General features: G+C 27.7%; 11 protein-coding genes. 9 read left to right on the top strand and 2 right to left on the bottom strand.

What is annotated here, in order from left to right; genetic code table 11:
• The first annotated feature begins 22 nt into the window (after nt 1-22).
• The 7 genes from IR152_RS09510 (at nt 23) to IR152_RS09475 (ending at nt 4,991) form a co-directional block, all read left to right on the top strand.
• Entirely contained in the window at nt 23-619 is a 597-nt protein-coding gene (locus IR152_RS09510; RefSeq protein ID WP_227451609.1) for a site-2 protease family protein, read from the top strand.
• A 29-nt stretch (nt 620-648) separates the two neighbouring features.
• Nucleotides 649-1,368, top strand: coding sequence for a segregation and condensation protein A (locus IR152_RS09505; RefSeq protein WP_227451607.1), 720 nt, complete (start codon nt 649-651; stop codon nt 1,366-1,368).
• Nucleotide 1,369: 1 nt separating this feature from the next.
• A complete protein-coding gene (gene scpB, locus IR152_RS09500) occupies nt 1,370-1,909 on the top strand; it encodes an SMC-Scp complex subunit ScpB (RefSeq protein ID WP_021375054.1) in 540 nt (179 codons plus the stop codon).
• 162 nt (nt 1,910-2,071) lie between these two features.
• Nucleotides 2,072-2,704, top strand: a complete 633-nt coding sequence (locus IR152_RS09495) for a DUF2953 domain-containing protein (RefSeq protein WP_227451606.1) — start codon at nt 2,072-2,074, stop codon at nt 2,702-2,704.
• Nucleotides 2,658-3,086 (top strand): GerW family sporulation protein, encoded by a 429-nt coding sequence (gene ytfJ / locus IR152_RS09490; RefSeq protein WP_227451605.1) that lies wholly within the window; start codon nt 2,658-2,660, stop codon nt 3,084-3,086. The genes IR152_RS09495 and ytfJ overlap by 47 nt, the downstream gene beginning before the upstream one ends.
• A 253-nt stretch (nt 3,087-3,339) precedes the next feature.
• Nucleotides 3,340-3,780: a MarR family winged helix-turn-helix transcriptional regulator gene (locus tag IR152_RS09485; protein WP_227451603.1), complete on the top strand. Its 441-nt coding sequence runs from the start codon at nt 3,340-3,342 to the stop codon at nt 3,778-3,780.
• 1,070 nt (nt 3,781-4,850) lie between these two features.
• Nucleotides 4,851-4,991, top strand: coding sequence for a hypothetical protein (locus IR152_RS09475; RefSeq protein ID WP_227451599.1), 141 nt, complete (start codon nt 4,851-4,853; stop codon nt 4,989-4,991).
• Between the two features lie 175 nt (nt 4,992-5,166).
• On the opposite strand, the gene IR152_RS09470 is transcribed toward IR152_RS09475, so the two are convergent.
• Together IR152_RS09470 and IR152_RS09465 are read right to left on the bottom strand one after the other, a co-directional pair.
• On the bottom strand, nt 5,167-5,487 hold the full coding sequence (locus tag IR152_RS09470) for a MazG-like family protein (RefSeq protein ID WP_009905401.1): 321 nt from the start codon (nt 5,485-5,487) through the stop codon (nt 5,167-5,169).
• Between the two features lie 119 nt (nt 5,488-5,606).
• The gene (locus tag IR152_RS09465) at nt 5,607-6,344 is read right to left on the bottom strand and encodes an NAD-dependent protein deacylase (RefSeq protein ID WP_227451598.1); all 738 of its coding nucleotides are present in this window, start codon (nt 6,342-6,344) and stop codon (nt 5,607-5,609) included.
• A 213-nt stretch (nt 6,345-6,557) separates the two neighbouring features.
• Between IR152_RS09465 and acd the strand changes: the two genes are divergently transcribed.
• On the top strand, nt 6,558-8,381 hold the full coding sequence (gene acd / locus IR152_RS09460) for an N-acetylglucosaminidase (RefSeq protein WP_227451596.1): 1,824 nt from the start codon (nt 6,558-6,560) through the stop codon (nt 8,379-8,381).
• A gap of 214 nt (nt 8,382-8,595) precedes the next feature.
• A complete protein-coding gene (locus IR152_RS09455; protein ID WP_227451594.1) occupies nt 8,596-12,894 on the top strand; it encodes a PolC-type DNA polymerase III in 4,299 nt (1,432 codons plus the stop codon).
• Nucleotides 12,895-12,997: the final 103 nt, after the last annotated feature.

Raw genomic sequence — 12,997 nt, 5'->3', positions numbered from 1 at the left:
TTGATTTAGGAGATGTACGTTAATGTTAAGTATGAATATAGGAGAAATAGTAGCAAGTTTAGTTGGTATAGTTATGGCAATATCAATACATGAGTTTGGCCATGCTTATTCAGCTCACTTATTGGGAGATGATACAGCTAAAGCTTATGGTAGAATGACATTAAATCCTGTAAGACATGTTGACCCAATCGGTATTTTGGCTATGTTTATTCTTAAAATAGGATGGGCAAAACCAGTGCCAGTAAACCCAAATAACTTTAAAAACTATAAGATAGGAAACCTGATAGTTTCACTTGCAGGCGTTTTTTGTAATGTTTTGACTGCTATACTTTGTGTAATTATCAATAAGTATGTGCATATGTATGCGATAAATACAATAGCTTGGTATGTGTTTTTATATAGTATGGGATTTGCAGCCTTTAACTTACTTCCTATACCTCCACTTGATGGATGGGGAGTTATATCTACATTTGTGCCATATAAATGGAATGAATATGTGTATAAATTTGAAAGTATGAGTTATATAATTTTATTAATTGCTTTATTTACTGGTATATATAGAATAATACTAACACCAATATATACAGTGCTACTAAAAATAGTATATTTATTTGTTTAATACAATAAACAGATTAAAGAGGGATTGATATGAAGTATAATATACAATTACAAGTATATGAAGGACCATTAGATTTACTGTATGATTTAATAACGAAACATAAAATAGACATAAAGGATATATCTATAATAGATATAACTAAGCAGTATCTAAATTATTTGAAAATGCTAGATAAAATGGATTTAGAGATAACTAGTGAATTTATAACTATGGCATCAAAACTTTTAGAGATAAAATCTAAATATCTACTTTATAAACAAAAAGATGAAGAAGAAGACCCAAGAATCGAACTTATGGAAAAGTTAGAAGAATATAGAAAGTTTAAGGTGGCGTCACAAGATATAAAAGAAAATATAACTTATGTTAATGAGAGGTTTTATAGAAATAAAGAAGAAATAATTATTGATGACAATGTAGATTTAGAAGATATATCAATAGAAGCAATAAAAAATATACTTCCATACATATTTAAGGTTAAAGCATCACAGGTTGAAAATGCTAATGATGAGAAACTAGATAAAATAGTAAGGAAGAAGATAATATCTGTAGAAGAAAAAATATTATATATAAGAGATATTATAAAAGATAAGATTGAAGTTACTTTTACAAATATTATAAAATCATATGAAAATGATGAGATAATCGCTACCTTTTTATCTATATTAGAACTTATAAAAGAAAAAGAAATAGTAGTAGTACAAGATATATTTTTTGATGATATTATAATAAGAAAAAGTTCGGAGTGTTAAAATGAAAAGAGAAGATATAAAGTATATTATAGAATCTGTTATGTTTGCATATGGAGAACCAATAAGTATAAAAGAATTAAACTATATAATAAATAAAGAACTTTCATCAAAAGAAATAGAGATTATGCTAAATTTACTTATTGAGGAGTACAGAGAACAAAATAGAGGTATTCAAATAATCAAGTTAGAGAATAAATACCAAATGTGTACGAATAAAGACTATGCAGAATATATAAAGAAGATTATTGAACCAAAGAAAAAGAAAAGTTTGAGCCAAGCTACATTAGAAACTCTTACTATAATTGCCTACAAACAACCAATAACAAAGGTAGAAATAGAGGATATAAGAGGAGTAAAATGTGATAAGGTACTACAAACTTTGTTTGAAAATGAACTTATAAGAGAAGCTGGTAGACTTAATAAGATAGGAAAACCTATAATTTACAAAACAACAGATGAATTTTTAAAGTTGTTGAATATAGAAAGTCTTGAAGAGTTGCCTCCTATAGAAAATTATCAAGAAGTAGTAACAAATGAATAAAAATATAAAAATCACAATAATTTAGTCTGTAGTTTTAAATTTTAAAAGATTTAAAATACTCTAAGTTGTTGTGTTTTTTTGTATAAAAATAAAATGATAATTCTCTTAAAATAAATATGGATAATTAAGTATAAATAGTAATTTTTTGATGATAATATAAATATGGAGTTTAATGAATTATTTAATTTTAAGTATTTAATAATAGTTATAATTTTTATGATAAGTGTAGTTATGTTGATTTTAATATCTCATATAAACATCTTAATAATAGCCGATATAAACAACAAAGATATTCGTTTAAAGCTTAATATAAAATACATGTTTAATTTAATAAATATAAATAGACAACTTTATCCAGCTGAAAATAGTAAAAATAATGATAAAAAAGAGGGGATGAAGAATAATATAGATTCAAGTATATTATTAGCTGATGACCTTTTGAGCGTTTATAGATTATTAAAAAAGATAAAAATACATGAACTTTATTCAAATATTAATTTTGGGACTGAAAATATTGGCTTAACATCTTCTGTGTATGTATTGATAAATACTTTGTATGGAAATTTATTTAATATAATTGACGCAGAAAAAATGTATTTAAATGTAAACCCAGATTTTACAAAAGATTATGTTTTGGGAAATATAAGGATACATATAAGACCAAGAATAAAAGATTTATTTAAGATTATAATAATGACTAATAAGATTATGAATAAGAATAAAGGAAATTATAAGGAAGGTGATAGTAATGAGAGCAACAGGTTCGATACAGAGTCTTATGGAAACAACTCTTGAAACAATTAAAGGTTCTATAGATGCAAATACTATTATAGGAGACCCTATAAAAACAGATACTACAGTGGTTGTACCTATATCAAAGGTTACAATTGGATTTGGTATAGGAGGAGGAGAATACTCAAAAGGATATGATGAGAAAGATAAAGAAATTGAATTAAAAAGTGAAAAAGCAGATACGAATTTTGCTGGAGGTAGTGCAGGAGCTATATCTGTACAACCAGTAGCATTTGTAGTAGTTGAAAGTGGAGAGACTAGAATAATGAGTTTAGATAGTAATATCAATCTCGTGGATAATATATTATCTATAACTCCTAGAGTATTGGAAAAAATTCAAAATATATCAAAAAGTAATAAAAATCAAGATAAAAACAATATGTAAGAATAAAATAAAATATTTCCAAATATGTATATAATTTTAAATAAAGTAGTGGGATTAGTGTAAATTCCACTATTTTGTTGTGTAATTTAAACATTTATATTTAATAAGATTTTAGTTTAAAACAATTTAAATAGATAATAAAGTTGATATATAGTATAATTATAAAAAGAAAAAAAGTATTATATTTATAGATATATAAACGCATTTGAGATATAAGAGGGAGTTATAAATCATTAGTTTTGAGGTGAATGTTATGAGCGATAAAGAATTATCTATTTTGTTGTTAGAAAGTATGAATAACTTTCATAATTTAATAAAGATTATTAATAACGAAAGATATAAACAAGATAAGGTTCTTACAGAAAGACAGTTTTTTGCCTTAGTAAAAATAAGAAAACATGATAAAATAGAGCTTAAAAATCTAAGTAGAGACTTACATGTATCTACTTCTAGTCTATGTATATTACTTAATAAATTGGTTGAGCAAGACTATGTGTATAGGGAAGAAGATAGTAGAGATAGACGAAATACTTTTTATGGAATAACTGAAAATGGAGAAAAGATACTGGATAATGAAATATTAAAGTTTGTGTCTATAATAAGTGATAAAATGGATTGCTTAGATATAGATAATAAAGATAAATTATTTGCTTCTTTAGAAGAATCTAAAACTATAATAGAACAGTTGTTTTAAAGATATAATAAAAACTTTGTACTATTTGGTAGAAATCTAAAACAATAATCATAAAATATAATTTATAAAGCCACGTGGATATTTTTGTAATTTAAAATTATCTATGTGGCTTTAGTTTGTAATTTAAATAAACTATTTACTCTTTTTCTTTTTTTCAAGTATAAAAGTATCTCTATTAAATAAAAGAGCAGGTATGTACATAATGTTAGTAACAAAAATGAATGTAAAAATAGCAGTTGTGCTATGGCTTAAAAAACCATAATAGTACTGTGAGTTGGTAAATGTGTTTAGCAAAAATATGAATGAAAAATAAATGAAACAAATAGCTAAGTTATCCCTAAGTGCATATCTATTGACTTTAAATTTTCTAACATCCACCATATAGATATTTGCATAAATTATCAGGCACTTAGAGAAGATAAATATAAAATATATTAAGCTAGGAAATTCATAACCTAAGTTTTTAGAAAAAATAAGTTCTCCAACTGAACAAACTAAACTCCAAGAGAAAAATATATTAAAAAGATGATACTGCTTAAAAACCAGTATAGCTATACATAGGTATATGCAAATATAATTAATTCCAATTGGTAAAGAGTTTAAAGTACTATAATTGCCTGAAGAAATAAGTAATAATTGCTCTAGAGCCATAACTATTACAAGTAGTGTACAAATTATCTTTTCGACTGTGTAGCTATAAGGTAAAATATTTTTGGTTAGTTTTGGACAATAGTATAAAAATAATCCAAATATAAAGAGACTTACAAATTGTTCACTAGAAAAAAGAAAAATTTTAAACATATAACATTCTCTCCCATAATAAATTTAATATGTATCTATATAAATATATTCATTATCTCTCAATTTAATATATAAAAAAGATAATAATAGTTAGATTTTTTATATGAATTTTAGTAGGTAAAAATATTCTATTGTTTTGTAGATATCTTCTAATTATGTCAAAAAATAAAAAATTTTTTATTTATTAGAGTTTTTGGAAATAATAATAACAGATATTATAACTAATTAACAGTTTTTGTAAGTATTTGACAATAGAGAGGGTGTAACGAATGGAAATAATAGAGTCAGCATCAAAATTAGCTGAGATGGTTCATTTATTAGCTGTTGAAAAGGGGATAACTGATATAGAAGCATGGGATGAAGCTGTGAAAGAATACAGTAAAATTTATGAAGAAAGAAGAAATGAATAGAGTGATAAAAAGTGAAAACTTGATGATAAAAAATAACCTTATTTAAAGAAATTCAATTTTTATAGAAATATTAAAAATAACATAAATAAAAAAGATGGTATTTCAAATGTAAGTAAAAAATCATTTTGAGATACCATCCTTAATATTTATTTTAATAATGTATAAGTAATAAATCTTACTTATCTATATTTTTTATGTAACCTCTTTTTTCTAGCTTTTTTATATGCTCCTTGCGTATTTCATCAAGATTAATACCATATTGTTCTTCTAGCTTAAACATCATAGTAACACATGTTTGAGCTACATCCATTAGTTCCTTAGCAGTTTTCTTTATAATATCAACTTCATCTAAATCATTATTTTCTCCACTTAGATTTCTGAATTTACCTATACATTCAGCTAATTCACCTTGTTCTTCACCCATTTTGATAAATGTAGATTCTAGTGTTGGGTCTAAATTATTAAGCTCTGGTAAAGATATAGTTTTTAGTTTCATAAAAGCTCCTTTCAAGTTATTCGTATTTATACAAAAACATCATAACAAAAATAATACTAAAAAAAAACTTTAAATTCAACATAAAAACTCACATATATAATAAATATAGTGATATAAATCTATATTTGTCTTAGTACAGCTTCATATAAAACTTCTCCAATAGGTTTATTTATTACGAGAGAAGCTGACTTATCATAGACTGTATTTGCTTTATTAATAAGAGCAATATAGTTGCCTTTGTAATAATCTATAAAACTTGCTGCTGGATATACAGCTAATGATGTACCTCCTATAATTAGTAAATCAGCATTGCTTATAGCAGAAATCGTTTTAGTAATGACATCACTATCAAGGGCTTCTTCATAAAGTACTACATCTGGTTTTACTATAGAACCACAGTTGTCACAGTAAGGAATATTATCACCTAGGTCTAACATAGATTCTAAGTCAAAAAATTTACCACATTTAGTACAATAATTTCTATGTACAGAGCCATGAAGCTCTAGGATATTTTTACTTCCAGCCATTTGATGAAGTCCATCAATATTTTGAGTTATGACAGCTTTAAGTTTACCCATTTCTTCAAGTTTTGCTAAAGCTATGTGAGCATTGTTGGGTTTTGCATTAGGATATATTAATTTATCCTTATAAAATTCAAAAAATTCTTCTGGATATCTAACAAAAAAAGTATGTGAAACTAATTGTTCAGCAGTAAATTGTTTATTGAGTTTTTGGCTAAATAATCCAGTAGAGCTTCTAAAGTCTGGAATATTAGATTCAGTTGAAACACCTGCTCCACCAAAAAATACAATATTATTGTGATTAGCTATTAAGTCTTTTAAGCTATTTGCATCCATAGTTACACCTCCAAATTATTATATATAAATTGTACTACATATTAAGACATTTATGTTTTATTATTTCAAATAAATATATAGTTTGATAAGTTAAATAAAGGGAATATAAATAAAATGTATACATAGTATAAATAGACAATATTTACTAAAATAACAAGTTATCGTATAATTATATTAAAATGTTTTAGTGTATAAGAAGGGCGGGGGAAATACGTGAAGAAAAAAGCAGCTTTAGCAACATTAGCTATTTTACCCTTAAGTGTGGTAAATGCACATGCTGATGGAGATATAGGTATAGTGACTATAAATTATTTAAATGTAAGAAATGAACCAACTGCCGAAAGTAGTATAGCCTTTGTTGCTAAAAAAGATGATAAAGTTTTGATTAAAGACTCTTCTAATGGATGGTATAAAATAAAAGCTGAATCTGGACAAGAAGGTTGGGCTTCATCAAAATATATAGCAAAATCAAATAGTGGCTCTTTAAGAATGTCTACAAATAAAGAAAAACAAGTTACTTCAAATAGTTTAAATATGAGAAATGGAGCAGGTACAAGTTACAGAGTAATAACTGTACTAAAAAAAGGTCAAAAAGTAGAAGTAATATCAGAGAGTAATGGATGGTCTAAAATCAAATATAATGGAAGATTAGGTTATGTATCTAGCTCTTATTTAGGAGATGTTTCAAACTCAACTAATAAATCAAAAACTAAACAGGTAAATACAACTTCACTAAATGTGAGAAGTGGACCAAATACAAGTTATGGTTTGTTAGGTAAGTTGCCAAAAGGAAGTAAAGTAGAAGTAATATCAGAAAGTAACGGATGGTCCAAAATAAAGTATAATGGAAAAGATGCATATGTATCTAGTATGTACTTATCAGATGTAAGCCAAAGTAATTCAAGTGATTCTAGTCAAAGCAATGATAAAAAAAGTACTAATAAGGTTGTAAATACAGCTTCTTTAAACGTAAGAAGTGGACCAGGTTCTACATATAGTAAGTTAGGAAAGGTTTATAAAGGAAGTAAGGTAACTGTATTATCAGAAAGTAGTGGATGGGCTAAGATTAATTTTAATAATAAAGAAGCCTTTGTAGTAGGTAATTATTTATCTACTTCAACAGATACATCAAATAATAACTCAAATAGTAACTCTGATAGTAGTTCTAATAATAATGGTAATGATTCTTCATCATCAGGTCAAGTAAATGGTATGTCAGGTATAAGTGGGGCTAAAATTGATTATAAATCTTTGAGTTATACTTTGGAGTCTCATATAAGTAAACAAGTTGAAAAGGCAGTAGCAGGAGGAAATGTGATAGCACCAAGTAACAGGAGAAGCACTCCAAGTCCTGAATTTAGTACTTTTTCAGCCCAAAGAACAAGCTCATTTGTAAATGCAAGTTCAAGTGATATAGAATATTATTTAAATCCTAAAAACTTTACAAATACTACTAAGGGTATGATGCAGTTTTTAAAGATTAACAGTTACAGAGGAGGTATCTCAGAATCAAGTCTTAACTCGTATCTTAATGGTTTATCTTCTAGTGTATTTAAAAATCAGGGAGCAGCATTTATAAATGTTGCCAAGAAGTATAATATAGATGTTGTATACTTAGTATCTCATGCTATGTGGGAAACTGCTTATGGTAAGTCTACACTTGCACAAGGTCAGACACTAACATCTTATAAGGGTCAACCCCTTAGTAAACCAGTTAAAGTATACAATTTTTTTGGGATAGGAGCAATAGATAAAAGTGCTAATGTTTCAGGTGCAGAAGCAGCGTATTCCAATGGTTGGACTAGTGTAGAAGCTACAATAGATGGCTCTGCAAAGTGGATATCACAAAATTATGTAAATAGTTCTAAGTACAATCAGAATACTATCTACAAGATGAAGTGGAATTATGATTATACATGGCATCAGTATGCAACTGATGTAAACTGGGCTAATGGAATTTCTGGAATTATGGAGAATTTAATTGGTCTTTATGGAGGAGGAAGTAATTTGGTTTTTGAAGTTCCTCAATACAAGTAGTACATAAATAAAGAATATAGACTATGGGTAGTTTTCATTTTATTTAAATTATCTATAGTCTTTTTGTATATAATTTACAAACCGTAAATTTAGTATCAATAAAATTTTTATGTTATAATATTAATTCTAAGTAAATATAAGTGAATAATAGATAGAAATAGATAAAAGGTGGTAATAATATATATAAAGATAATTTTGAGAAAGGAGGATATATATGGAAAGTATTAAGGAATATTTAGATAAATTAGAAATTAATAATAGTGGTCTTGGAAAGCAACTTAAAGAAGTTTACATAAATAGAGTAGTTTATTTTAAGGAAGATAAGATAGTTTATTTTTATCTGACTTCTAAAGATATTGTTTCTCATGAACTTTTAGATAAATTTAAAGAAGAATTGATGTATAAACTCGACTATTTTAAAGACATGAGAATGAAGATAAGGTTTACTGGTTTTGAGAGGAAATCTAATAAAGATGTTATAAAAAAATATTGGAATAATATATTGTATATATTAAAGTGTCTTTGTCCATCTATTGCAGGATGGTATAAACAAGTAGAATTTCTTTGTTTAGATGAAGAATTAAAAATAAAACTTCCAAAAGGTATATTTTATGAGCGATTAATGAAAAAAAATGTAATTTATGTACTTAAAACTGTGCTTAGTGAAGAGCTGGGATTAGATTTAAATATAACAATAGAAAAAGCTGTTGATGAAAAAGTAAATAAAGAGAGACTTATAAGAATCAATGATAGAGAAATGGAAGAAAGAATTAGGGCTTTAGAAATTGGAAAAGTTAATAACTGTGAAGAAAGTGAAGAGGAAAGTTATGTCATTAAGTCTGAAGTGGATGAAAATTTAATCTATGGAGATAATGCAAATGCTATGATTGAAAATATAGTTGAATTAAATGCATCTTCTGGAACGGTTGCAGTTGTTGGAGACATATTTGATGTTGACACTAAAGAACTTAAAAATGGGAAAATACTTATGATAGCATCAATTACAGATTATACTAGTTCAATAAGCTGTAAGCTTTTTTTAACAGATACAAACAAAGATGGAGTACTTGAAAGTGTTAAAAAAGGAGCATACTTAAAAATCAAAGGTGACATAGTTTACGATACATATCAAAGAGAAATTAGTATGATGATTAGTGGGGTAAGAAAAGAAACTAGAATAGAGAGAGAAGATAAATCAGAAGAAAAAAGGGTAGAACTACATGCACATACACAAATGTCTTCTATGGATGCTATTTGTTCTGTTAAAAAACTTGTAGAACGTGCATCTAAATGGGGACATTCTGCTATTGCTATAACAGACCATGGTGTTGTACAAGGATTTCCAGATGCCATGAGTGCAGGTAAGTCAAATAACATAAAAATACTTTATGGAGTAGAGGGATACTTGGTTGAAGATGATTCCCTTATTATAGAGGATGCAAATGATAAAGAACTCTCACAGACATTTGTTGTATTTGACATAGAGACAACTGGGTTTTCCAATACAAATGATAAAATAACTGAAATTGGTGCTGTAAAAATAGAAAATTTTAAAATTGTAGATAGATTTAGCGAATTGATAAACCCTGAAAAAGATATTTCTTATAAGATACAGGAATTGACAGGAATAACTAATGAGCTAATTAAAGACAAGCCAACTATTGAAGAAGTTCTTCCTAAGTTTATGGAATTTGTTGGAGACAGTGTATTAGTAGCACATAATGCAGAGTTTGATACTGGGTTTATATCACAAAAATGCAGGGAACAAGGTTTATTATATAATAACAAAAAAGTAGATACACTTATGTTGGCAAGAGTAATGTTGCCAAACTTAAAAAGACATAGATTAAATGTTGTTGCTAAAGAGCTTGGTATACCTCTTTTAAATCACCATAGAGCAGTGGATGATGCTGAGGCTACAGCACTTATATTTAATAAGTTTTTACAGATGCTTACAGAAAAAGGTGCAAAAACTCTAAGTGATGTAAACAATATACTTGGAAAAATTGATTATACAAAGCTTAGCACAAATCATATAACCTTGATAGCAAAGAATTCTGTAGGCATAAAAAATTTATATAAAATAATTTCAGATGCACATGTAAATCATTTTTTTAGAGCACCGAGAATCCTTAGAAGTGTATTAAATGAGTATAAAGAAGGGTTAATAATTGGTTCAGCTTGTGAAGCAGGAGTGGTTTTTCAAGCTGTAAAGAAGAATGTGTCTGATGAGGAAATGAAAAAAATAATAGATTTATACGATTATATTGAAGTAATGCCTATAGATAATAATAGATTTATGATTGATAAAGGAGAAGTAAAGGATGAAGAAGAGTTAAGGGAACTTAATAGAAAGTTAATTGATACAGCTAAAAAATTTAATAAAATTCCAGTAGCTACTGGGGATGTTCATTTTTTAGATAAACATGAAGCAATCTTAAGAAAAGTTCTTAAATATTCTCAAGGATTTAAAGTAGATGAAGAAGAAACTTATTTACATTTTAGAACAACAGATGAAATGTTGGAAGAGTTTAGTTATCTTGGTGAAGAATTAGCGTATGAAGTTGTGGTTGAAAATAGCAATTTGATTGCTGATATGGTTGAAGATATAAAACCTATACCAGATGATACTTATCCTCCAATTATAGAGGGTTCAGATGTGGAGTTAAGAGAAATGTGTTATAAAAAAGCCAAACGTATCTATGGAGACCCAATACCAGAAATAGTTCAAAAAAGGCTGGATAGAGAATTAAATTCAATAATAAGCAATGGATATGCAGTTATGTATATTATAGCTCAAAAACTAGTTGCAAAATCTCTTTCAGATGGGTATTTAGTTGGTTCAAGAGGTTCAGTTGGTTCATCTTTTGCAGCTACAATGAGTGATATAACAGAAGTTAATCCTCTCCCAGCACATTATATTTGTGAAAATGAAGACTGTAAATATTCATTTTTTTATGAAATAGGTGAATGGGGTTCAGGTGTTGATTTACCAGATAAGGATTGCCCGAAATGTGGAAGAAAACTTGCCAAAAACGGTCATGATATTCCATTTGAGGTTTTCTTAGGTTTTGAAGGTGATAAAGAACCTGATATAGACTTAAATTTCTCAGGAAATTATCAGCCAACGATTCATAAATACACAGAAGAACTATTTGGAGAGGGATACGTATATAGAGCTGGTACTATAGGTACTGTAGCAGAAAAAACAGCTTTTGGATATGCAAGAAAATATGTAGAAGAAAATAATATAAGTGTACCAAATGCAGAAGTACTTAGGCTTTCAAATGGATGTACTGGAGTAAAAAGAACTTCAGGACAGCATCCTGGGGGAGTTATGGTTATACCAGATTATAAAGATGTATATGATTTTACACCTATACAGTATCCAGCAAATGATACTTCTTGTGGAGTTATAACTACTCACTTTGATTATCATTCAATAAGTGGTAGAATACTTAAACTTGATATACTTGGACACGACGGTCCTACCATTATAAGGATGCTCGAAGATATGACTGGAATAAATATAACAGAAATTCCGTTGGATGATAAAGAGACTATGTCTTTATTTACATCTACAGAAGCATTAGGTGTTACACCAGAAGAAATAAACTGTCCTATAGGTTGCCTTGCTGTACCTGAGTTTGGAACTAAGTTTGTACGACAAATGCTACTTGACACCAAACCTACTACATTTGCAGAACTTGTACGTATATCTGGTCTTTCTCATGGTACAGATGTTTGGGTAAATAATGCACAAGATTTAGTTAGAGAAGATATAGTTGGATTAAAAGATGTTATATCTACACGAGATGACATAATGAACTATTTAATATTTAAAGGATTACCTCCAAAAATGAGTTTTACAATAATGGAGAGTGTAAGAAAAGGTAAAGGTCTAAAACCAGAACACATTGAAGAAATGAAAAAAAATAATGTTCCAGAATGGTATATAGGTTCATGTAAAAAGATTAAGTACATGTTCCCAAAAGCACATGCTGTTGCTTATGTCATGACATCATTTAGAATTGCGTATTGTAAAGTTCACTATCCAGAAGCATTTTATGCTACTTATTTTACTACAAAAGTTGAGGATTTTGATGCAGATTTAATTGTTAAGGGATTAGATGCTATAAAATCGAAAATAAATGAAATTGAGGCACTGGGAAATGATGCAACTACAAAAGAAAAAGGTATGTTAACCGTTTTAGAAGTTGCTCTTGAAATGTATGCTAGAGGAATAAAATTATTACCAGTTGATATATATAAATCAGATGCGACTGAGTTCATAGTTGTAGGAGAAAAAACATTACTTCCACCAATGGCAGCAATACAAGGCTTGGGAGGAAATGCTGCTATAAATATTCAAAATGAAAGAAAAAATGGTGAATTTATATCAAAAGAAGATTTAAGAAAGAGAACAAAAATATCAAAAACGGTAATAGAAACTCTTACTAATCATGGTTCACTTGAGAATATGAGTGAGAGAAATCAACTGTCATTGTTTTAAGTTAGCTCAAAAAGTTGCAAATAAAAGAATTTTATGATATCATAGTATAGAAAATAGTATACTTTGCAGAAACTAAGAGTGAGACCGCTGTTCTCACTCTTTT

Origin of the sequence: Clostridioides sp. ES-S-0108-01 (assembly GCF_020662285.1) — a bacterium.
GTDB lineage: Bacteria > Bacillota > Clostridia > Peptostreptococcales > Peptostreptococcaceae > Clostridioides.
Note: the sequence above shows the minus strand (reverse complement) of the source record. Positions and strands in the feature narration are given on the sequence as shown.